Origin of the sequence: Hymenobacter psychrophilus, from assembly GCF_900107135.1 — a bacterium.
Taxonomy (GTDB): Bacteria; Bacteroidota; Bacteroidia; order Cytophagales; family Hymenobacteraceae; genus Hymenobacter; species Hymenobacter psychrophilus.
On record NZ_FNOV01000005.1, the window covers coordinates 171,263 to 193,756 of the forward strand.

Sequence of the window (22,494 nt, forward strand, 5' to 3'; positions counted from 1 at the left end):
GGGCCGGCCGGCTCCGGTTGCGGCGGATGAACGGGCCCGGCGGTGGCCACGAAATTCTGTGGATATTGGGCGCGGTTTATCCTCCTTATCAATCCATTTCGTCTTATGAGAAATACGTTTATCGGCCTGCTACTGGCCACCTTCCCGCTACTGGCTAAAGCCCAGGAGCCGGTTCCGTTTACCATCAGAGGCACCATCGGTAAGCTCAATGCCCCAGCCAAAGTATACCTGCTACGCGGGACGGAGCTGCTGGATTCTACCACGCTAAAAAACGGCGTCTTCGAGTTCAAAGGCACCACCGACCGCCCTAAAGAAGTGGATATTTTGGTGCAGCGCAACGGCCGGCTGCGCAATGCCTATGCCGGGTCGGCTAACCGCACCAGATTTTTTCTGGAGCCGGGCCCGGTAGTGCTCACTACCCCCGATTCTCTCCCGAACGCCCGGCTCAAAGGCACCCAACTCACCACCGATTACAACCGCCTGATAGCCTCGCAGCAACCTATCTCCGACAAAGCAACGGCAGCCGGTACTGAATGGCAGAAGGCGACGCCGCAGGAACGGGAGTCTCCAATATTCAAGGAGCGAATGAAAGCGGCGTATGATGAACGCAACAAAGACTACCAACGAAGCTATGCGGCGTTCATAAAAGCTAATCCGGCTTCCTGGGTAAGCCTGGATGCCATGCAGGGTGCCGCGGGCCCGGTTCCGCAGTATGCCGAGTTGGCCCCACTTTATCAGGCCTTGTCGCCCATGCTGCAAAACAGCCCCGAAGGGCAGCGTTATAAGGAAATGCTGGCAGTGCTCAAAGCCGTGGCCATCGGTGCCCCCGCCCCCGATTTTACCCTGCCTACGCCCACGGGCAAATCGGTTTCCCTGGCAGATTATCGTGGCAAATATGTGCTTATCGATTTCTGGGCGAGTTGGTGCAAACCCTGCCGCCAGGAACATCCTAACATTGCCAAGATCTACAACGAGTACAAAAATCGAAGTTTTGATGTACTGAGCATCTCGCTTGACGAAGCTAATGCCCGCACCAAATGGCTAAAAGCCATTGCCGACGACCAGCTAGCCTGGACACAGGTATGGGACATAAGCGGCATGGATGGTACCACTGCAAAACGCTACAACGTCCGAGGCATCCCCCAGAACTTCCTGATTGACCCCAGCGGCAAAATTGTGGCCGTAAACCTACGCGGCGACGACCTCCCCGCCACCCTGGCCAAGCTGCTGAAGTAGCCAAAGTAACGCCTGCGGCACGGCCGGCAGCCACCTATTTCTCTCGCTTATCCACTCCTTATGAAGAAGTATCTGCTTGGCCTGCTGTTGATGATGCCCGGGTTGGCTGGTGCTCAAATACCCATCCCATTCATTATAAAGGGCACAATTGGTAAGCTCGATGCGCCGGCCCGGGTGTTTCTGCTACAGAATGGAAGGTTCAGAAACTCAGCGGCGCTACATGATGGCGCTTTTGAACTGAAAGGCACAACCGACGCCCCGCAAAGTAGCCTGCTGCTACTGGCGCGCAACGGCAACCTCATGGACGCCATGCGGCAAGGCGAACGACTGGGCATATTTATAGAGCCGGGCCCTGTCGTCCTGCTCAGCGCCGACTCGCTGCACAAAGCCCAGGCAACGGGGAACCCGCTAAACACCGAATACCGGCGTTTTTTGGCTTCGCTGAAACCACTTGACGAACAATTGAGGCTGGTAGCCGCGCAACAGGAAACCGCCACGAGCCAGCCGACCACCACCCCGCAGGTTAGCCAGCGGCTGAAGGCCCAGCAAGCGGCGCTCAGCCAGCAGCGCCGCGAGCAGCAGGCAGCCTACATCAAAGCGCACCCCGATTCTTACGTTAGCCTGCAACTTCTAAAAGAGATGCAGGGCCATACGCCGCGTTACGCCCAGGCGGGGCCGCTCTACGACGCCCTCTCGCCGCGGGTGCGAAACAGCCTGGGCGGCCGCAACTACGGCAACCTGCTGGAAGTTGTTAAAGCCGCTTCCGGGACCACCAGCACGCCAGACAGCCAGCGAGTAGACCAGGCGGTGCAGGAATATGAGGACAGACAATTTCGGCTGAATAGCAGTCAGGTTGACGAAGGGTTGCTAGCCGATAGCAAAACTCACCCCGACCCCTACACGCGGCTGGCAGCTATGCAGCAAATCTATGGTCCTAACCCAGATTACACCGAAATACTGCCGCTGTTCAACACATTGCCGGCGGCGGTACGCACCAGCGCAGAGGGGAAGAAGTATCTGGCTTTGCTGGAAGCCAGCCGGACCGTTACCATCGGGGCAGTGGCCCCCAATTTCGTCCTGCCGACGCCCGAAGGCAAGCCCGTGTCGTTGGCCGATTACCGGGGCCGCTACGTGCTGGTCGATTTCTGGGCCAGCTGGTGCGGACCCTGCCGCGGGCAAAACCCTTATCTGCTAAGGGCTCACCGCGCCTACAAGGACCGTAGGTTCGCTATTTTGAGCGTGTCGCTCGACGCTGCAAAGCACCGCGCCCAATGGTTGAAGGCAATTTCAGAAGACCAATTACCCTGGACCCAGGTGTCGGAGCCGGGTGCTTTTGACGGAGAGGTTGCCCAGAGCTACAATGTCCGAGCGGTTCCCCAAAACTTCCTCCTCGACCCAAACGGCAAAATAGTGGCTGTAAACCTACGCAACGAGGCGCTGGAAGCTATATTGGCCCAGTTGCTAAAGTAATCTACTGGCTCTCGGCAACAACCAAGCAAATCCCAATTCCTCATTCTGCCCTGCCCCCCTCGAGGCCTACAACTCCTCCCGCACCCGCGTCAGCAGGCGTTCTATTTCGCGGCGGATTTCGCTGGTGGGCCGCACGTAGTGGTTGTTGAAGAAGCTGAACGCTACCAGCCGGCCCGAGCGGGTGCGCAGGTAGCCGGCCAGATTGTGGTTGTTGGTGAGCGTGCCGGTTTTGCCCCACAGCCAAGGGCCGGTTTTGCCGCCCAGGTAGGCCCGCCGCAGCGTGCCCTGGCCCCCGCCGGCCGCCAGCAAACTCAGCAGCCGCGGCTCGGGCACCTGCTGATGCAGCCGCACCAGCAGGGCCGTCATAAAGCGGGGCGTGAGCAGGTTGAGGCGCGAAAGGCCCGAGCCATCCACCCACTGGGGCGCATCGGGCAGGGTGCGCAGGTAGTTGGTTTGCATCACCCGAATGGCGCGGGCCGGGCTCAGCGAATCGGGCGCCAGCGTGGAAGCGCACAGCAGCAGCAGCTGCTCGGCCAGAAAATTATCGGACACCCGCAGCATGCGGCGGTAGAGCGTGTCGGGCGGCAGCGTGCGCACGATGCGGACCGAATCGGTGGGCCGCAGGCGCAGCGGGCCGGCGGCAAGCACCGGGCGGCGCAGCGTGTCCTGCAGCAGCTGGAGCAGCAGCGCGGGGCTGGTCCGGAACGGCACCTCATCCACCCAGCCCTTGGCCGACGGGAACACGAAAAAGCGGTTTTCCTCGGGTGGGCGCTGCACGTGGTCGTTGGCGGGGTTGGGCCGGGTGGCGGGCGCGGAGGCCGCGAAGGGCCGGAAGAAGCGCGGCAGCACCCGCGGCGCGGCCGGGGCCGGGCGGCCGTAGAAGCGCACGGTATTGCCATAGATGGGCATAGGGCTGCGCTCGGGCTGGAAGTAGTAACCGTAATCGTCCCAGCTCCAGCCGGGGCCAAAAGCGGGCGGCGTGGGCACTTCGGCGTAGAGCAGTACTTTTTCGGGCCGACTCTTCAGGAACTCGTAGACCCGGCGGGCGGGCACGTCGCCGTGCAGCAGCATGGGGTCGCCGGTGCCCCAGAACAGCAGCGTATCGGGCCCGCGCTGCACGTAGCGCAGGCCGGGCAACGAGTCAGTTCCCAGCAGCGTGAGGCCGGCGTAGAGCGTGAGCAGCTTGGTGGTGCTGGCGGGCGTGAAGTAGCGGCTGTCCTGGTAGCCGAACAGGGGCTGGCCGGTAGTGGCGTCGGCCAGGCTCAGGCCCACTTGGTGTTGGCGCAGCACGGCCGAGGTGCGCAGCTGCTCATCGAGCCAGCTAAGATTGGGGGCCGGCAGCGCGGCCGGTTTGGCAGGGGTTTGGGCCGGCAGCGGCAGCAGGGTGGCGCCGAGCCACAGGGCTAGGCAGCGAAGCAGAACGAAGAGCATAGGCCCGCAAGTTGCGGATTTTAGCCTTTAGGATGTCGGGAAAGAATGGTGTCGGGCTGAGCATGACACCGTTCTTTCCGGCTCCCTGCTACTGCTTCCTATTGCCTACTTTGCAGCTGCATCCGCTCTTAACTCTTCCCATGAAATCAAACTACCTGCTGCTGCTACTGACCTTGCTGGGCCTGCTGGCCCCGCCCGCCACCGCCCAAACCGTGAACGTGGAGGCCGCCGAGCGGTACTGGGAAATGACCGACGCGCTGCGCCGCGACCAGCCGCTGACCGACGCCATGTGGGATGCCTTTGTGGCCGTGCCTGCCAACCGCCGCTACATCGCCAGCGTGTTCAGCGAAAAAGACCTGAAAAGCTACCGCCGCGCCATCGAAGTCGTTTACCGGCCCAGCCTCGACTCGCTGCGCCAAGCCAACCTAAAGGCCGAATACTGGTACTACGTGCTCAACGAAAAGTACCGGCAGCGCGAGTCCGAATTCCGTGCCTACCTGCGCGAAACCGCCCAGCAGCCGGGCTACCTCGACCTCATGTACCAGTTGGCCTACGAGTACCTGCCCGCCCGGGCCCGCCAGCCCGTAGCCAACCTGCAGCTGGCCTATGTGGCCATCGGCAACGACGCCATTTCGGAGGAGGCCGGCATTGTGTTCAGCCTCAAATCGGCCATTGACTGGGACAAGCCCAAGGCCGGCATCCTCGAAGCCCACGAAATGCACCACCAGCTGCGCCCCAACCTCGATTTCAGCTTCGCCGACTCGCTCGACCAGCCCCTGCTGTACGCCCTGAACATGACCCTGAACGAGGGCCTGGCCGACCTGATTGATAAAAGGGTGCTGCTCCAGGTGCCCGGCGACCCGGAAGGGATTGAGGAGTGGCTGCTGGCCTCTGCCCCGGCCGTGCTGCACAAGCTCGACTCGGTGCTGCAGGCTACCGCCGCCCGGCCCACTGCGCCGCGGCCCGAGCTGCGCTACTACCGCCGCCTGTACAACAGCACCACCGGGCACCTGCCGGGCTTTTTTATGGCTCGCATCATCGAACGCAACGGTTTGCGGCCCCAGCTGCTGGCTGCCGCCGACGACCCGATGGCCTTCTTTCTGCTCTATCAGCGGGCCGCCCACCGCGACAAAACACGGCCGCCAACCTTCTCGGCCGCTTCGGTAGCCTATCTGAAGCGCCTGCAGAAAAAGTACGTGGCCCCGGCACGACAGGCGCGGGCGCGGGCGTTGGCTCCGTAGAGGCGCGCAACCCTGCCGTCCGCCACGTATCTTTACGGCCTATGCTGCGCTCCTTTTCTACCTGGTTTTCGCTTTTGATAATGGCCACGGCCCTGGCCGGCTGCTGCGGCTCAACGGCCTGCGAATGCGACGACCAGTTCGCCGACGCCGTGGGCCTGCAATTCAGCGCCGACACCACGGGCCCCAACCCCACCGGCTTCCGGGCCCGCGAGGTGGCTACCGTGTACCTGGTGCGGGTGCCACGCGACACGGCCCAGCGGCCCCGCGCCGATACCGTGCAGCTGCTGCGCCCGGTGGCCCAGTTTTCGCAGCCCGTTGTCATCAACAATACCACGCCGTTCACGCAGGCCGGCAACCGCAAACTCGACGCCTACTCCTACCAGCTCTACCTGGCCACGGCCCCCCGCGTCAAGCCCAGCTTTAGCTTCGTTGTCGACAGCGTGCGGCTGAGCACTGATTTCCGGGCCGAGGGATGCTGTACCTGCTTCGAAAACAGCAGCAAGCTGGTGTTTACCACCCGCAACGGGCAGGTCATCCGCGACGACCTCACCGACCCGGACGGCAACAACGGGCTGAAAACCCTGCTGATACAGCGGTAGCCCCGGGCTGATGCCGGGCTGGCGCACGTCCGGCCGGGGGCCGGCTTCGTATAGCTCCCTACCGGCCGCCACGGCGGCCGCCGCCCCGCTTTCCTGCTCTTTATGCGTCCAGAAACTGTTCCTGCTACCGTCGCGGCCCCTGCGCCCGACTCCGCTACCGCCGCTCCGGCAGTTGTCTCCTTCCCGTTCCGCACCACGCTCAGCCTCGAGCCCCTGATTGCGTACTGGCAGGCCGGCGAGGCGTCCCAGAACGAGGGCATTGCCCTGCTCTCGCGCTCGGTAGGTGCCCAGGTAGCCGCCGCCGACTGGGCCCGGGGCCCCATCACCGACCTCAACCTGCTGGAGTGCAACTGCGACCTGGTAGAAACGCTTATGCTGGCCGTGTTTTCGCCCGCTTCCTTCGATACCGCCATTGTGGGGGCCGTACCGCCGTTCCAGCGCCATAGCTTTTACTACACGCCCCGCTTCGCCGAGGTACTGCTCAATGCCCAGCACAGCATCAAGCAGCCGCTCAACATCAGCATGGAGCAGCTGGAGGTGTACACCACCCGCATGGCCTACCAGCTCATTCTCGATAAGGTGTATGGCGTGAAGCTGCCGCTGCAGAGCGGGGTGATATTCACGGTACCCGACTACCAGATGGGCCTATACCGCCACTACAGCGTCGAGTTTAACTCCACTTTCCTCGATGTGCACGTGGTGGGCGACAGGCCCGAGCTGAGCGCCGAGCAGCTGGAGTTTCTGAGCCGCAACCCCCACCGCCTGGATTTGTGGCTGGCCCAGCTGCCGCCCGAGAACTTCGTGCTCGAAGGCTTCAACATTCTGCACCTCGTGGATGTAACGGAGCAGGAAGTGCTGTCGGAGCTCAAGTACGACTTGCTGGAGCGGGATGTGCTGCAGGCCTCCGACCGGCTCGAACAGATTCAGGAAAAGCTGCGGGTGCTGTTTGGCAAGCCCGCCCTGCAGCTGGGAATTGCGGCCTACGATGAGAATAAGCGCGCCTTCGTCGATTTCGGCCGCAAAATCAACCACAGCTTCCTCACCAAGCAGCTCCACAACCCCGATGCCGGCTCGGGCTTCCGCCAGATTTACGGCCGCCTCTGGGCCGACCGCCGCCCGCTGGTGCTCGAAGACGTGGAGCAGGCCGACATTCCGGAAGATTTGCGCGCGCAGATTCTGAGCCTGGGCATCCGCTCGGCCATTCTGGCCCTGCTGCCCTACGGCAACGACACGGTGGGTTTGCTGGAGCTGGGCTCGCCCACGGTGGGCGGGCTCAACGAGTTCAGCCTGGAGTACGTGAACCAGTTTCTGCCGCTGTTTGCCGTGGCCGTGAAGCGGAATGCCGAAGACCTGCAAACCCGCGTGCAAGCCATTGTGAAGGAGAAGTTCACGGCCATTCATCCTACCATGGAATGGCGCTTTACCGATGCCGCCCAGAACCTGCTGCAGAAGGTGGAAGACGGCAACCGCCAGGCCGAAATGGAGGACATCGTGTTTCATGATGTGTACCCGCTGCACGGCGCCTGCGACATTCGGGGCAGCAGCGCGGCCCGCAACGAGGCCATTCAGGGCGACTTGATTGAGCACCTCACGCTGGCCGGCAAGGTGCTCAAAAAGGCCTCCGACTTCCAGCAGCTCCCGATTCTGGACGAGCTGCGGTTTTACGTGGGCAAACACCTGCGCCGCCTGCGCCAGGGCATGGCCAGCGGCGACGAGGTGAGTATCTTCGACTCGATCCGCACCGAAATGGAGCCACTGTTCGAGTATCTGGGCCAGAATACGCCCGAGCTGCGGCCCGTTATTGCCCAGTACTGGGCCCAGATCGACCCCGAGCTGGGCATCCTCTACAAACGCCGCAAGGCGTTCGAACAGACTACCACGCTGCTCAACGACGCTATTGCCGGCTACCTCGACGAGGAGAATGCCCAGGCCCAGGCTATGTTCCCGCACTACTTCCAGCGCTTCAAAACCGATGGCGTAGAGCACAACATTTACGTGGGCGCCGCGCTGGTCGAAGACAAGCCCTTCGACCTGGTATTCCTCAAAAACCTGCGCCTGTGGCAGCTGCTGGCCATGGTGGAGATAACGCGCCGCACGGCTGCCCTGCGCGATCAGCTGCCGCTGCCGCTCGAAACCACCCAGCTTATCCTCATTCACGGCCAGCCCCTGAGCATCCGTTTCCGCCAGGACGAGCGCCAGTTCGACGTGGACGGCGCCTATAACATCCGCTACGAAATCATCAAGAAGCGCATCGACAAGGCCACCGTAATGGGTACCGGCGAGCGGCTCACCCAACCCGGCTGCCTGGCCCTCGTCTACAGCCAGCAGCGCGAGGCCGACGAGTATTTCGAGTACCTCGACTACCTGCAGGACCGCGGCCTGCTCGAAGACGAAATCGAGGAGCTGGAACTCGAAGAACTCCAGGGCACCAAAGGCCTGCTGGCGCTACGCGTGAAGGTGAAGTTGGTGTAAGGGTGAGAGGTGAGGAGGTGAGAGGTGAGAGGTGAGAGGTGAGGAGGTAAAAGAACGGTCATCCTGAGCGCAGCGAAGGATCTTATCACGCTAGAACGGCCGTATCAACGACTCGTTGCAACGTTATAGGATCCTTCGCTGCGCTCAGGATGACCGTTCTTTTACCCGATCACCTCCTCACCCCATCATCTCTAAAGCCCAACTGAAATACCCCCCGTAGCATAATCAGCCAGAACAGGGCACCGGCAAAGCCAGCTACCACGTCGGTGGCGAAGTGAACGTGCAGGTAAACGCGGGTGAGGCCGATGAGCAGGGCGAAAAGCAGCAGCAGCAGCCCCCAGATCGGGTGGCGGCGGTGGCGCCACAGAATCCAGGCCAGGCAGCCGTAGAGGGCCAGCCCGATCATGGCGTGCCCGCTCGGGAAGCTCAGGCCGGACTGGAAAATCAGGGCCGAATCGGGGCGTAGGCGGTGGAAATGCGATTTGAGCACTTGGTTGAGCAGAGCCGCTCCCGCTACTGCCGCAAATACCTCCCAGGCTTCGCGACGGTGGCCCCAGCGGCGCAGCAGCAGCGGCAGCCCGATGCCAGCGGCCACCAGCCACGGCAGCGACGCGAAAAACGTCAGCGCCTGCATCACCGGCGTCAGCCGCGGCCACGCCGCCCGTACTGCATCCAGCTGCCCGAAGGCCCAGTTATCAAACTGCACCGACTGGCCCACAAAAACCACCCGCGTGAGGTAGAAAAACAGCAGCGCCGAGGCCATGAACACGCCGCCCACCACCACTATTTCCGCCGTCAGTAAACTAAGGGCCGCTACCACCCGGGCCGCTACTTTTTTTATCACGGAGTATACATCACTGATTCGCGCCGATTCTTCGCTGATTACGCCGATGCAGGGCCGCTCGTTCAGTTTTCAATAACCCGCTGGATTGATTCCATCTGCAACGGGCTCGCTGCTCGTTTCAGAAAGGCGGGGCACGGCCACTCAAAGGCCCCGGCAGCTACCGGAAAGGCCACCACGATGGGCGGCGCCACAGCAGCATAATCAGCGAAGAGTCAGTGATTTACAATCCATAAAAACGGAAAAAGCCGGTCCATTTCTGGACCGGCTTTTCGTGCGCTCGGGGAGACTCGAACTCCCACACCTTGCGGAACTGCCGCCTGAAGACAGCGCGTCTACCAATTTCGCCACAAGCGCAGCTTTTATCGTCCGGACTTCCGGGGAGGGCCTTTTGATGCTGCAAAGATAGGCGGTTTTTCGAACGCGCTGCAAGTTTTGGTTTAAAAAAAGCTGAAAAATTACTGGCTTACCTTTCGTTTCCGGGCTATTGAGGCTGTTTTTCAGCCAATTGCAGGTCTTGGCGAAACCGTTTCCGCACGCGCATTTCCAGCTGCTGCAGCAGCGGAATGGCAATTATCAGCCAGGCCAGGCCCGCCGCAATGCCGGCCAGCACATCGGTAGCGTAGTGCACCCGCAGGTACACCCGCGTCAGGCCGATGAGCACAATCAGGCCAGCAAGCGCCGCCACCACGCTGTAGCGCAGGGCCGGGTAGCGGCGCAGCCGGCTCCAGGCAAAGTAGATGAGCAGGCCGTAGAACGAGGCCGAAATCATGGCGTGCCCGCTCGGGAAGCTCAGGCCCGACGCCGAAGTGAGCGGCAGCAGCGGGCGGGGGCGGTTGTAAATCTGTTTGAGCACCAGGTTGAGCGTGATGGAACCCAGCGCCACCACCGGCACCAGCAGCGAGTACCAGTGCCGCCGCCGCACCAGCAGCAGCCAGGCCACCAGCAGCAGGCCGGCCACCGTAATGAAGTTGCGCGAGGCCAGAAACGTAACGGCCTCCACCCACTGCTGCTGCTCGGCGCCCAACAGCTCGCGCACCCAGCGGAAGGCCGCCGCATCGAAAGTGGCCGCGTCCTGGTCGAACACTTCCCGGCTCAGGGCCAGGAAGGCCACCACGCCGGCCGTGCCCAACAGCAGCGTGACGGCAAACTCGGTCAGGAAAAGGGTGAAGCCGGCCAGCAGCCGGCGCAAGTGCTTGGTCATAGTTCCTAAACATACGGCCCGGCGCGGAAAAACGGGTGCCGGGCCGTAGTTTGCCGCCGCCCGCTGCTTTTCCGCACCAAGCAAGCCGGCTCTCCCCCACTCATGCCTGTTTCCCTGCTGCCCGATTCCGGTTTCGATTACGTGGCGGCCTTCTACGACCCGCTGGCCCGGCTCGTGTACGGGCGGGCCCTGCAGCGCGCCCAGCAGGCCGCACTAGTGGCCGGACTGCCCCTGGTGGCCAGCGCGCCGCGGGTGTTGGTGGTAGGCGGCGGCTCGGGCTGGGTGCTGGGCGAAGTGCTGCGCCGCGCCCCCAAAGCGCGCATTGTGTACCTCGAAGCCTCGCCCCGCATGCTGGCGCGCAGCCGGGTTTGGCTGGCCCGGCACTGGCCCCAGGCTGCGGACCAGGTCGAGTTTCGGCTGGGCACCGAGGCGGCGCTGGCACCGGCCGAGCAGTTCGATGCGGTGGTTGCCTTTTTCCTGCTCGACCTGTTTGAGCCCGCCCGGCTGCGGCAGCTGGTGGCGCGGCTGGGCGCAGCCCGGGCTCCGGATGGCGTTTGGCTGCTGGCCGATTTCGGGCCGCCGCGGCGCTGGTGGCACCGGCTGCTGCTGCGGCTGATGTACGGCTTTTTCGGCCTGACCACCGGCATCAGCGCCCGGCAGCGGCCCCCGATTGAGGCGGAGCTGGCCCGGCTGGGCCTGCGGGCGGCGCCGGCCGGGCAGTTTTTTGGCGGGATGGTGGAGGCCAGCGTGTGGCGAGATGTTGCGGCAGAGCAGGCAGCAATTTGAGCCGGCAGAAAAACGCCCGATTTTCCTGCCCATGCGGCGCCCTACCTGCGCAAATTGCTTAGGTTAGCGGTTCCAATTCTTACTGCTGCTTTTTATGCTGATGCGCAAAACCGCTGCTCTGCTGCTGCTGAGCCTGCCGCTGGCCCTGGCCCGCCCCATGTCAACGCTAGCCCAGGCCCCGGTCCAATACAACGTGGCCTTCCCCAACGCCGTCCACCACGAAGCCCGCGTGACGGCCACGTTTCGGGAGTTGCCCGCCGGGCCGCTGCAGGTGCGCATGGCCCGCTCGTCGCCCGGCCGCTACGCCCTCCACGAATTCGCCAAAAACGTGTACGACGTGGCCGCCACCGACTCGCGGGGCCGCGCCCTCACCATCACCCGGCCCGACCCCTCGGGCTGGGCCGTAACCGGCCACGACGGCACCGTAACCTTCACCTACACCCTATTCGGCGACCGGACCGATGGCACCTACGCCGGCATTGATGCCCGCCACGCCCACCTGAATATTCCGGCCACGCTGGCCTATGCTGAAGGGCTGGAGCAGCGGCCGGCGCAGGTGCAGTTCGCGGGCCTGCCCGCCGCCTGGACCGTGGCCACCCAGCTGCAGCCCGACGCGGCCGGCACCACGTACTCGGCCCCCAACCTGCAGTACCTCATGGATTCGCCTACTTCGCTGGGTGAGCAGCAGGTGCGCACCTGGCAGGAAGGCGGCCGCACCATTGAGCTGAAAGTGCTGCACGAGGGCACGCCCGCCGAGCTGGACGCCTACGCGGCCCAGACGCAGAAAATCGTGCGCGAGGCGGCCGCGGTGTTTGGCGGGATGCCGGCCTTCGACTTCGGCCGCTACACCTTCGTTGCCAACTACCTGCCCCAAACCAGCTCCGACGGCATGGAGCACCGCAACTCCACCTCCCTCACCAGCCGCCGCCCCCTGCGCGGCCCCGGCGCCATCGACAACCTGGGCACGGTGGCGCACGAGTTTTTCCATGCCTGGAACGTGGAGCGGCTGCGGCCCCAGGATCTGGAGCCGTTCAATTTCAGCCAGGCCAACATAAGCAGTAACCTGTGGTTTGCCGAGGGCTTCACGCAGTACTACGGCGAACTGGTGCTGCGCCGCGCCGGCATCTACCCCACCGATACCGAATACTGCCAGGAGGCACTTACGGGCCTGGTAAACGCCATGATGCTGTCGCCGGGTGCGGCCCGTTTCTCGCCGGTGCAGATGAGCCAGCAGGCCCCGTTCGTGGATGCCGCGGCCGCCATCGACCCCAACAACCGCACAAATACCTACCTGAGCTACTACTACATCGGGGCAGCCAATGCGCTGGCCCTCGACCTGGAGCTGCGCGCCCGCTTCAAAACCGACCTCGACACCTACATGCGCGCCCTGTGGCAGCAGTTTGGCAGCCAGCAGCAGAACTACGCCCCCGCCCGCCCCTACACCACGCCCGATTTGCAGCGCGTGCTGGGCGAAGTGGCCCGCGACACGGCGTTTGCCGGGCAGTTTTTCCGCCAGCACATCTACGGCCACCAGCAGCCCGACTACCCCGCCCTGCTGGCCCCGGCGGGCTTGCTGGTGCGCCCGGCCCGGCCCAACAAGGCCAGCCTGGCCACCCGCCTGAGCTTCAACGCCGCCGACAGCACCGCCACGCTGGGCACCACCACTAGTGGCTCGCCGCTGTACGTGGCCGGCCTCGACCGCGAAGACGTGGTGTTGCGCTTCGACGGCCAGCGCCTGGTGGGGTCCAAGGCGTTCGAGGAGCTGCTGAGCACCCACCGGCCCGGCGATGTGGTGCAGCTGGAGGTGCGCACCCGCACCGGCTTGCAGACCGTGCCCGTAACGCTCACCGAAGAACCTGCCCTGGAGGTAGTGACCTACGAAGCTGCCGGCCGCCCCATCAGCAAGGCCCAGAAGAAGTTCCGCGCCGCCTGGCTCAGCAGCAAGGTGCGGTAGCTTCGGCGCCTGATCTTTCAACAGGAGAGCTGCTTAAGAAAGCCACAAGACCGTCATGCTGAGCGCAGCCGAAGCGTCTCTACCGCAACAGTAATCATATACTATGGCGGTAGAGATGCTTCGGCTGCGCTCAGCATGACGGTCTGACTATTATTGGCAACTCGCTAAACAGCTTCAATGGCAGGAAACGCTGTGCTAAAGCAACTCCCGATAGAAATACCAGCCTAGCAGCGCAACCAGGCAGATGCCGCTCAGCACCATAATCCGCAGGCCGTGGGCTCGGTCGGGGGGCTGGAAGGCGGGTACCCGCCGGCCGTCGGGCAGCTGGCGACTGTGCGAGTACAGGTGCCAGCCGATCAGCAGGCCGAAAAACCCGCCCAGCAGCGCCAGGACGTAGCCGGCCAGCACTCCGCGGGTCTGGCGGGGTTCGGGGCGGGCCAGGTCGTTGAGGCGCTGCTGGCGTAGTTCCTCCAGCCGGGCCGGGGGCAGGGCTTCGCCGCGCTCGGCTAGCAGCCGCCGGGCCAGGGCTACATCGAGTGCGCTCCACTCATCAGGCCGCAGCATAATGTCGTGGAGCTCGGCGCTGGAAAAGGCCAGCAGGTGATAGTCGGCGGGCAGGTCGGCCGTGAGGGCTTCGGCGGCCTGCTGCTCCAGGGCCTGGGCGCGGGCGAAGTCGGCGGGGCGCAGCAGCACCTGGAAGTAGCGGCTGGTTTCGTTGAAGGCGAACGACACGTCGAAGGCGGGCTGGGCCAGGCGGGTTTCGGCTTCGATATGGTGCGCGTAGAGTAGCTCCAGCAGCGGCTGGGCCACCGTGGCATTGGGGAAGCGCTGGTAAGGGAGAAATTCGTGGTCGGACATAGAAAAGAAGGCGGGTAGCTGCGTAAAGAAACGGCTTTGCGCCGATGCGCCTCCGAATCAATGCCTCATCGATGCAACCAATTGGCCAGACGCGGTCTTTAACCAGAAGCCCAACGTGGCCTCACACTACTCCACGGTTTCGTATCTTTCGCCATGTCCCGATTCCTTTATCTGCTGCCCGCCGCGCTGCTGCTGGCCTTCGCCGCCCAGGCCCAGGATACTACGCCCGTTGCGCCTAAACCGGGGCTGCGGCCTTCGTACAGCCTGCAGGCGGGCACTACGTTTGCCGGTCGCTACGGCTCGGCCTCTTATCTGAGCCCCACGGTTTCACTGCCGTTAAGCAAGCGGTTTGCGGTGTTCGGGGGCCTGACATATTTGCGCACGGTGCCGGGCGCGGCCTACGCACCGCTGGGCGAAACCGGCCGGGCCCTGCCGCTGGCGGGCACCAACCGGCTGCTCATTCAGGGCGGCGGGCAGTATGCGCTGTCGGAGCGGTTGTCGCTCACCGGCTCGGCCTGGAAAGACCTGACGCCGGCCGGGCAGCTAAGCGTGAACCCCTACGCCGGCTTCGGCGGCAACCTGGGCCAGGGCGTAAATCTGCGGGCCGATTACCACATTACCGAGAACTTCTCGGTATCGGGCGGGGTGCGGGTGAGCAGCGGGGCAACGGCCGCGCCGGGCAGCTATTACGGCTCGCCCTGGGGCTATTAGGTCGATTTCGGGGGCTTGCCGGCTTCTTTTATTTTCGCGCCGCCCTGCCGGCCCGCTTAGCGGCGGTAGGGCGGCGCTTCGTTCTGTTACGCTGCTCTCTGCATGGCCACTGCCCGCTTCGTGCGCAACCCCGATTTGCCCACTATCAAGCCCAACTACCCCGGCAATAAAATGGTGGGCAACGAGTACTGCAACGGCCAGGAGCTGTACGAGCCGCAGCTGAGTACGCTGCTGAAGTGGCAGCTGAGCAAGAATCCGCAGAAAGAAGAAAAAAAGGCCGATACCTGGACGCCGGACGTGGTGGACGGCACCGGCTTCCTGCGCAGCCAGGAAGACGGGTTGCTGTGGCTGGGCCACTCCAGCTTCGTGCTGCGGGTGGGGGGCCTCACGCTGATAACCGACCCGCTGCTGTTCTCGTCGGTGGGCCTGCGCCGCCGCCACGCCCTGCCCTGCCGCCCCGAAGACCTAGTGGGCATCGACCTGCTGCTGCTCAGCCACGGCCACCGCGACCACCTCGACGAGCAGTCCATTAAGCTGCTGGCCCGCCAGAACCCGCAGCTGCGCGCCTTTGGGCCGCTGGGGCTGCAGAAGCTGCTGCGCGGCATGGCGCCCAAGCTGCCGGTGCAGGAGGCCGGCTGGTGGCAGCAGTTCGACCTGGGCCCCGAGGCGCCCTTCGAGTTGTTCAAGCTGCCCGCTTCGCACTGGTACCGGCGCGGCCTGCTCGATGTGAACGAGGTGCTCTGGGGCTCGTTGCTGCTGCGCCTGCCCGACGGCCGCACCCTGTACTTTGCCGGCGACACCAACATGAACGACCATTTCGAGGAGATTGAGCGGCAGTTCGGCCCCCTCGATGTCGTGCTCATGCCCATCGGGGCCTACAAGCCGGCCTACATGATGTCGGGCAGCCATACCAACCCCCACGAATCGGCCAAGGCCGCCAACCAGCTGCGCGCCGGCCACCTGGTGCCCATGCACCACGGCACCTTCGACCTCAGCGACGAGCCCGCCTCCGAGCCCCAGCGCCTCATCCAGGGAATTGCCGCCTCCGGCATGCTCCGCGCCGAGCTGCACGTCCCCGCCGTGGGCGAAGTGCTCCGCTGGCAGGATTGGGTTTAAGGGAGCTATTAGCTGGCAGCAGCTAGCTGTTAGCTTTTCCGAGCTTTTAGCGGTTGAATATTAGCAGTTAGCTTTGCGGTTTACCTGCTGTTGGAATACAGCTGCAAATCACTTTCAACCGAAGATGAATTACCATCAGGCTGGATTGATTCGCAGTGTAAAAAGCTAACAGCTAATAGCTCTCAGCTAAAAGCTTAAAAAAATGTCCCCCACCCTTATTCTCAGTCTCATTGCGGGCTACTTCGTGGTCCTCATCATCATTGCCTACTTCACCTCGCGCGGGGCCACGAGCGAGTCGTTCTTCATTGCCAACCGCAACGCGCCCTGGTACATGGTGGCTTTCGCCATGATTGGCACCTCGCTGTCGGGCGTCACGTTCATCTCGATTCCGGGCATGGTAGCCGGGCAGAGCTGGAGCTACATGGCCGTGGTGCTGGGCTACACGGTGGGTTACCTCGTGATCGGCACCGTGCTGATGCCGCTCTACTACCGGATGCGGCTGGTGAGCATCTACACCTACCTGGAGCAGCGGTTCGGGTTCTGGAGCTACAAAACGGGCGCGTTCTTCTTCCTGCTCTCGCGGGCCGTGGGCGCGGCATTCCGGGTGTTTCTGGTGGCCGGTGTGCTACAGCTGGCCGTGTTCGACGGGCTGGGCGTGCCATTTGCCGTCACGGTCACGGCCGCCATCTTCCTGATTTACCTCTACACGTTCAGTGGAGGCCTCAAAACCATCCTCTGGACCGATACTTTCCAGACCATGGCCATGCTGATTTGCGTGGCCGTGAGCATTTACCTGATGGCCGACGAGCTGAACCTGGGCTTCGCCGGCCTGGTGAAAACGGTGAAGGAAAGCGCCATGTCGCAGATTTACTTCTCCGACCCCAAGGACGATAAGTTCTTCTGGAAGCAGTTTGCCTCGGGCGCTTTCATCACCATCGTGATGACCGGCCTCGATCAGGATCTGATGCAGAAAAACCTGAGTTGCCGCAACCTGGCCGACGCGCAGAAGAACATGTTCTGGTTCACCATTGCCATTGTGTTGGTCAACATATTTTTCCTTTCGCTCGGGGTGCTGCTCTACCAGTACGCCGCCGCCAAGGGCATTACGCTGCCCACCAACCCCGAAACCGGCGCCATCATCGGCGACAGTGTGTTTCCGATGCTGGCCACCAACCACTTCACGCTGTTTGCGGGCATTATCTTCATCCTGGGCATCATTGCCGTTACCTATGCCTCCGCCGATTCGGCCCTGACGGCCCTCACCACTTCGTTCTGCGTGGACATGCTCGGCATCAGCCAGTACGAGGAGAAAAAGCAGAAAAGCATCCGCCAGCTCGCGCACCTCGGCTTCTCTATTGTCCTGATTGTGATTATCCTGATTTTCCGGGCCATCAACGACCAGAGCGTGATTACGGCCGTGTTCAAAGCCGCCGGCTACACCTACGGGCCGCTGCTGGGCCTGTACTCGTTCGGCATCTTCACCAAGCGCGGCCTGCACGACAAGCTGGTGCTACCCCTGTGCCTGCTCACGCCGCTCATCACCTGGTTTATCAACGCCAACTCCGAGCAGTGGTGGAACTACAAGTTCGGCTTCGAGATTCTCATCCTCAACGGCCTGCTCACCTTCCTGGGCCTGTGGCTGATTTCGCGCCCCCGCGACTACCAATTGAACCCCGTGGCCTAGGGGTTGTTATGTGGAGGAGTTAGAAGAACGATGTTATGCTGAGCAGGTGGCTCTATGCGCCACCTGCTCAGCATAACGTTCTAAATTTGCCTGTTGAACAACTGCCAAGCCATCATACCCAGCATGAAACACCTTTTCTTCATTCTGCTGCTTTTACCTTTGGGCCTTGCCGAAGCTTGGGCCCAGCAGCCGGCATCGGCCAAAAAGCCCGTCGAGCTGAAGGCCGGCCGCATGCAGGCCCAGGCCAAACCCGCCGCCAACCGCCCCGACGTACCGCCCCAGTTTCCGGGCGGCGCCAAGGGCCTGAACCAGTTTTTCCAGCAGCACCTGAAGTATCCCGAAGCGGCCAGCGTCAAGCAAATCAGCGGCCACGTAGTGATGACCTTTACCATAGAAGCCGACGGCCACCTGACCAACCCTTCGGTAGCGCAGCCCCTGAGCCCCGAGTGCGACACCGAGGCGTTACGGGTACTGGGCCAGATGCCCGCCTGGAAACCCGCCACCCGCAAGGGCCAGCCCGTACCGATTCAGGTGCGGCTGCCCGTCCCGTTCGGCGTTTCCGAGGGCCTGCAAGTCGAGCAGGGCAAACCGAAATTTGACTAATGAGGAGCTAGAAGTTAGAAGCCAGGAGCCAGCATTCAGGGAGCAGAAGACCGAAGATATGGTCTTTCGGATTCCACTTTACCAAGCGCCTGTCTTCTAGCTCCTAGCTTCTAGCTTCCCAAAACCAATGGCCCGAAGTGGAATGAATAGTAGTGGCAGCGACCTGGCAACGGCCGAGCTGCCCAAGGCAAAAGTGAACAAGGAGTCGCTCAAGCGCAGCCTGCGGATTTTCCGTTACATGCTGCCCTACAAGGCGAAATTCATCGTGGGCCTGCTGATGCTGTTGCTGAGTAGCAGCACGTTTATGGCCTTTCCGTGGCTGGCTGGCAAGCTGATTGGGGCCGCCAACCACGAGCCGCTGGTGCTGGGCAACGGCTGGGTGCTGGGTATCAACCAGATTGCGCTGCTGCTGTTCGGCATCATCGTGTTTCAGGGATTTTTCTCGTTCGGACGCATCTGGTTTTTCACGCAGGTGAGCGAGTTTACGGTGCGCGACATCCGGCGGGCGCTCTACGGCAAGTTTGTGCAGCTACCCATTCCCTACTTCGAGCAAAACCGCGTGGGTGCCATTACCTCGCGCATCACCTCCGATGTAGCCCAGATTCAGGACACGTTTTCGCTGACCCTGGCCGAGCTGTTCCGGCAGATTTCCACCATGCTCATCGGCATCACGGCCATCATGCTGGTGTCGGTGAAACTCTCGCTGTTTATGCTGCTCACGTTTCCGCCCATCATTCTGGTGGCGGGCCTGTTTGGGCGCAAAATCCGGGTGCTGGCCCGCGAAACCCAGCAGGAGCTGGCCAACACCAACACCATCGTCGAGGAAACGCTGCAGGCCATCAACTCGGTGAAGGCTTTCACCAACGAGCGGTTTGAAACCAACCGCTACGGCACGGCCCTCGATCGGGTGGTGCGCACGGCCCTGCGCAGCAACCTGTACCGCGGCGGCTTCGTGTCGTTCATCATCATCGGCCTCACCGGCGGCATCATCCTCATTCTGTGGCGGGCGGCCACGCTGGTGTATAACCCCGGCCCCGACCACCTCGAAGTGGGCCAGCTCCTCACCTTTCTGCTCTACACGGCCTTCATCGGGGCCTCCATTGCGGGTTTGGGTGAGATGTACGGCAAGGTGCAGAGCACGCTAGGCGCTTCGGAGCGCATCCTTGAAATTCTGGATGAAGCCCCGGAGCCCACCCACCACGAGCCCGCCACCGGCATCGTACCCATCAGCATCGAGGGCGACATCCGCTACGAGCATGTGGCCTTCCGCTACCCCACCCGCCCCGATGTGCCCGTGCTCACCGACATCGACTTCCACATTGGCGCAGGCGAGAAAATTGCCCTCGTGGGCCCCAGCGGCGCCGGCAAAAGCACTATTGCCGGCCTGCTGATGCAGTTCTACCCGCTAAGCGGCGGCAGCATCACCATCGACGGCCACCCGGTAGCCGACTACGACCTGACGGCCCTGCGCCGCCAGATTGGTATTGTGCCCCAGGAAACCCTGCTGTTCGGTGGCTCCATCCGCGAAAACATTGCCTACGGCCGCCCCGGCGCCACCGACGCCGAAATCATCGAGGCCGCCGAGCGGGCCAACGCCTACCGCTTCATCCAGGGCTTCCCCGAGGGCCTCGATACGCTGGTGGGCGAGCGGGGAATCAAGCTTTCAGGCGGGCAGCGCCAGCGCGTGGCCATTGCCCGCGCCATCCTGAAAAACCCCGCCATCCTCATCCTCGACGAAGCCACTTCCTCGCTCGACTCGGAAAGCGAAATGCTGGTGCAGGGCGCCATGGACGAGCTGATGCAGAACCGCACCAGCATCATCATCGCCCACCGCCTGAGCACGATTCGGAAAGTGGATAAAATCCTGGTTATCGACGGCGGCCGCATCGTGGAACAAGGCACCCACGACGAGCTGAGCGAGCGGGAAGGCGGCCTCTACGCCAATCTGCTCCGCCTGCAGTTCGAGCTGACGTAATCGAAGGCCCTGTTTTCGGTTACCCGGTTTATATTCGCTGATTAGAATTATCCAATCAGCGTTTACGAGATTATGGCTGATATATCAAAGGCGCCTGTTCTGCTGATTCCGGCCACGCCGCCCACGTTTGCCGAATACCAGCTGATTCACCAGACCCAGGAGCGGCAGCGGCACCCCAACCCCGGGGCAACGCGACCCGTTACGTCTGACCCATGGCCGAACTGGATAAAAGGCGCCTTGATTTTGGCGGGGTCGTTTGGGGTTTCTTTTGCAACGGGCGGTGGGTTGGGTTTTATGCTGTTTGGTGTCGTGCTGGTTGGCTTTGGCTTGCTGCATCAACTCTGGGAGTACCGGCGGGCTTTTCGGCAGCAGCAGGCGCGGCCGCAACCCGAGGCACTGGAGTTCTCGGATGCGGGCCTCCGATTGCACTACCCGTTGGGCACCGTCTTTCACTGCTGGGATTCGCTCTACCGGGTGCGCGAAATCGGCGACTGGCTGCTGCTTTACCCCGATACGGAGTTTTGCTACTACCTCCACCTCAAACGGCTGCCCGAACCGCTAACTGCCGCCGATGTACGGGCCGTAGTGCGGGGGCATAACATGCGGGCCGATAAGGCTATTTTTGCAGTTTAGGCCAGCCTGCTTTGGTACCTAGTTAGACCTGAGGCAGTTTCCTACCCTGCTTCTATGATTGATCCGCCCTACCACCTGCCCGCCGTGCGCCTTTCGGCCGATGATTACGTAGCTGTGAACTTCCGGCTGTGGCGGGCGCGGCCGGCCACGCGCCGCCTGCACTGGCTGCTGGGCACGGCCATAGGGCTACTGACGATTGGCGTGGGACTCGATGTGTGGCAAAACGGCCAGCTCCAACGGACCTCCAGCTTTATTTTTTTGGGCGTGGCAGTGCTGTATGGAGTTTCCCGTTTCGGGCTGGTACGCTACCAGCTGCGGCGCGGCTACGCCCGCAACGCCACGTTGCAGCAGCCCATCGACTTCATTCTGACTACCACTGAAGTCATTGGCCAAAGTCAGCAAGGCAAGTTCTCGGGGCCCTGGACCACCATGCAACGGGCCGTATGGGTGGGCCCCGACTGGCTGCTGCTCTACCCCACCGAAGCTGCCTGCTACTACCTGGATATGCGCCGCCTGCAGGCCCCCGCCACCCGCGTCGATGTGACCCGACTGCTGGCGCGCCACCAGATTCGGCAGCAGCAGACCTAAAGCCAGCGGCGAGAACAACGTTCAACAGTTGAACTTCCGACCCGGTATGGGGTTGGCTGAGCGAGCGAACGAGTTTGGTTTGCTTATTTTTACCTGGAAACTCCCTTCACCTTCATCCAATTCCTGCTTCGTATGGCATTCTCCACCTCCCGCCCTTCCACCGCCCGCATCCCCGGCGCTACCTTGGTACTTACCGGCCTGCTACTCGGTGGCGGTGCGGCTCAGGCCCAGATCAGCACGCCCCAGCCCAGCCCCAAAAGCACGGTTATGCAGCGCGTGGGCCTCACCGACGTAACGGTTACTTATTTCCGGCCCGGTCTGCGCAGCCGCATGGGCTTCGGCGACGCCAGCAGCAAGGCCATCGTAAACTACGGCCAGCGCTGGCGCACGGGCGCCAACAACTCCACGCTCATCAAATTTGCCGACGATGTGATGGTGGAAGGTCAGAAGGTGGCCGCCGGCGAGTATGGCCTCTACACCATTCCCGGTGCTACCGAGTGGACCGTGGTACTCAACAAGAACACCAAGATGGGGGCCAACGTGGATGGCTTCAAAGACGACGAAAACATTGCCAGCTTCAAAGTGAAACCCACGAAGCTGGGTGAGAAGGTGGAAACCTTTACCATCGACTTCACCGACCTGACCCCCGCCACCGCCAACGTGGCCATAATGTGGGACCAGACAGCCGTTAAGTTCAAACTCATGGCCGATGTGGAGCCTAAAGTAATGGCCCAAATCAGCGAGAAAGTGACGAAAAACGCCAGCCCCACCAGCGGCGACCTGGCCGCCGCCGCCGTCTACTACCTCGACAACGACAAGGACATGAAGCAGGCCCTGACCTGGATGCAGCAGGCCAACGCCAAAGACCCCAAGTTCTGGAATGTGCTCACGGAGGCCAAAATCCGCATGAAGATGAAGGACTACAAGGGCGCCATCACGGCGGCCGAGATGTCGAAAAAGCTGGCCACCGAAGCCAAGAACATGGACTACGTGAAGATGAACGATGAGCTGATTATGGAAGCCAAGAAAGGGAAGTAATTTTGAGCTGTTAGCTTATAAAAACGCGCCCGGTTCCTATTGGAGCCGGGCGCG

The 22,494-nt window shown here is 62.5% G+C and carries 19 protein-coding genes and 1 tRNA gene; 15 read left to right on the forward strand and 5 right to left on the reverse strand.

Annotated features, from left to right (window positions below; translation table 11 throughout):
* Positions 1-105: 105 nt before the first annotated feature.
* Together BLW21_RS09155 and BLW21_RS09160 are read left to right on the forward strand one after the other, a co-directional pair.
* The gene (locus tag BLW21_RS09155; RefSeq protein ID WP_092739223.1) at positions 106-1,236 is read left to right on the forward strand and encodes a TlpA disulfide reductase family protein; all 1,131 of its coding nucleotides are present in this window, start codon (positions 106-108) and stop codon (positions 1,234-1,236) included.
* 60 nt (positions 1,237-1,296) lie between these two features.
* Entirely contained in the window at positions 1,297-2,706 is a 1,410-nt protein-coding gene (locus tag BLW21_RS09160) for a TlpA disulfide reductase family protein (RefSeq protein WP_092739225.1), read from the forward strand.
* A 66-nt stretch (positions 2,707-2,772) separates the two neighbouring features.
* Here BLW21_RS09160 and BLW21_RS09165 read toward each other — a convergent pair whose 3' ends face one another.
* Positions 2,773-4,137, reverse strand: coding sequence for a D-alanyl-D-alanine carboxypeptidase/D-alanyl-D-alanine-endopeptidase (locus tag BLW21_RS09165; protein WP_092739227.1), 1,365 nt, complete (start codon positions 4,135-4,137; stop codon positions 2,773-2,775).
* Between the two features lie 140 nt (positions 4,138-4,277).
* On the opposite strand from BLW21_RS09165, the gene BLW21_RS09170 reads away from it, so the two are divergent.
* The 3 genes from BLW21_RS09170 (at position 4,278) to BLW21_RS09180 (ending at position 8,449) form a co-directional block, all read left to right on the forward strand.
* A complete protein-coding gene (locus BLW21_RS09170; RefSeq protein ID WP_092739229.1) occupies positions 4,278-5,378 on the forward strand; it encodes a DUF5700 domain-containing putative Zn-dependent protease in 1,101 nt (366 codons plus the stop codon).
* A gap of 41 nt (positions 5,379-5,419) precedes the next feature.
* On the forward strand, positions 5,420-5,977 hold the full coding sequence (locus BLW21_RS09175; RefSeq protein WP_092739231.1) for a hypothetical protein: 558 nt from the start codon (positions 5,420-5,422) through the stop codon (positions 5,975-5,977).
* Positions 5,978-6,079: 102 nt separating this feature from the next.
* Complete coding sequence (locus BLW21_RS09180) at positions 6,080-8,449, forward strand: GAF domain-containing protein (protein ID WP_092739233.1); 2,370 nt, start codon at positions 6,080-6,082, stop codon at positions 8,447-8,449.
* Between the two features lie 169 nt (positions 8,450-8,618).
* Here the strand turns inward: BLW21_RS09180 and BLW21_RS09185 are convergent, their stop codons facing one another.
* From BLW21_RS09185 to BLW21_RS09195, 3 genes are all read right to left on the reverse strand, one after another.
* Positions 8,619-9,293, reverse strand: coding sequence for a phosphatase PAP2 family protein (locus BLW21_RS09185; protein WP_092739235.1), 675 nt, complete (start codon positions 9,291-9,293; stop codon positions 8,619-8,621).
* Between the two features lie 272 nt (positions 9,294-9,565).
* Positions 9,566-9,647, reverse strand: a tRNA-Leu gene (locus tag BLW21_RS09190).
* A gap of 127 nt (positions 9,648-9,774) precedes the next feature.
* On the reverse strand, positions 9,775-10,494 hold the full coding sequence (locus BLW21_RS09195) for a phosphatase PAP2 family protein (RefSeq protein ID WP_092739237.1): 720 nt from the start codon (positions 10,492-10,494) through the stop codon (positions 9,775-9,777).
* Positions 10,495-10,596: 102 nt separating this feature from the next.
* Here BLW21_RS09195 and BLW21_RS09200 point away from each other — a divergent pair, with 102 nt between their 5' ends.
* Both BLW21_RS09200 and BLW21_RS09205 read left to right on the forward strand, forming a co-directional pair.
* A complete protein-coding gene (locus BLW21_RS09200) occupies positions 10,597-11,280 on the forward strand; it encodes a class I SAM-dependent methyltransferase (protein WP_092739239.1) in 684 nt (227 codons plus the stop codon).
* A 94-nt stretch (positions 11,281-11,374) separates the two neighbouring features.
* Entirely contained in the window at positions 11,375-13,234 is a 1,860-nt protein-coding gene (locus BLW21_RS09205; RefSeq protein WP_245711853.1) for a M61 family metallopeptidase, read from the forward strand.
* A 195-nt stretch (positions 13,235-13,429) separates the two neighbouring features.
* Here the strand turns inward: BLW21_RS09205 and BLW21_RS21500 are convergent, their stop codons facing one another.
* Complete coding sequence (locus BLW21_RS21500) at positions 13,430-14,092, reverse strand: hypothetical protein (protein WP_092739241.1); 663 nt, start codon at positions 14,090-14,092, stop codon at positions 13,430-13,432.
* A gap of 153 nt (positions 14,093-14,245) precedes the next feature.
* On the opposite strand from BLW21_RS21500, the gene BLW21_RS09215 reads away from it, so the two are divergent.
* The 8 genes from BLW21_RS09215 to BLW21_RS09250 all read left to right on the forward strand — a co-directional run bounded on the left by BLW21_RS09215 (position 14,246) and on the right by BLW21_RS09250 (position 22,440).
* A complete protein-coding gene (locus BLW21_RS09215; RefSeq protein ID WP_092739243.1) occupies positions 14,246-14,803 on the forward strand; it encodes a hypothetical protein in 558 nt (185 codons plus the stop codon).
* Between the two features lie 102 nt (positions 14,804-14,905).
* On the forward strand, positions 14,906-15,919 hold the full coding sequence (locus BLW21_RS09220; RefSeq protein ID WP_092739245.1) for an MBL fold metallo-hydrolase: 1,014 nt from the start codon (positions 14,906-14,908) through the stop codon (positions 15,917-15,919).
* A 202-nt stretch (positions 15,920-16,121) separates the two neighbouring features.
* Positions 16,122-17,603, forward strand: coding sequence for a sodium:solute symporter (locus BLW21_RS09225; RefSeq protein WP_092739247.1), 1,482 nt, complete (start codon positions 16,122-16,124; stop codon positions 17,601-17,603).
* Positions 17,604-17,726: 123 nt separating this feature from the next.
* Positions 17,727-18,206: an energy transducer TonB gene (locus BLW21_RS09230; protein WP_139255143.1), complete on the forward strand. Its 480-nt coding sequence runs from the start codon at positions 17,727-17,729 to the stop codon at positions 18,204-18,206.
* A gap of 127 nt (positions 18,207-18,333) precedes the next feature.
* Entirely contained in the window at positions 18,334-20,181 is a 1,848-nt protein-coding gene (locus BLW21_RS09235) for an ABC transporter ATP-binding protein (protein ID WP_245711854.1), read from the forward strand.
* A 72-nt stretch (positions 20,182-20,253) separates the two neighbouring features.
* Positions 20,254-20,814, forward strand: a complete 561-nt coding sequence (locus BLW21_RS21115) for a hypothetical protein (RefSeq protein WP_139255144.1) — start codon at positions 20,254-20,256, stop codon at positions 20,812-20,814.
* A gap of 54 nt (positions 20,815-20,868) precedes the next feature.
* Positions 20,869-21,402 (forward strand): hypothetical protein, encoded by a 534-nt coding sequence (locus tag BLW21_RS09245; RefSeq protein WP_092739255.1) that lies wholly within the window; start codon positions 20,869-20,871, stop codon positions 21,400-21,402.
* Between the two features lie 132 nt (positions 21,403-21,534).
* Positions 21,535-22,440: a DUF2911 domain-containing protein gene (locus tag BLW21_RS09250; RefSeq protein ID WP_092739257.1), complete on the forward strand. Its 906-nt coding sequence runs from the start codon at positions 21,535-21,537 to the stop codon at positions 22,438-22,440.
* The last annotated feature ends 54 nt before the right edge of the window (positions 22,441-22,494 follow it).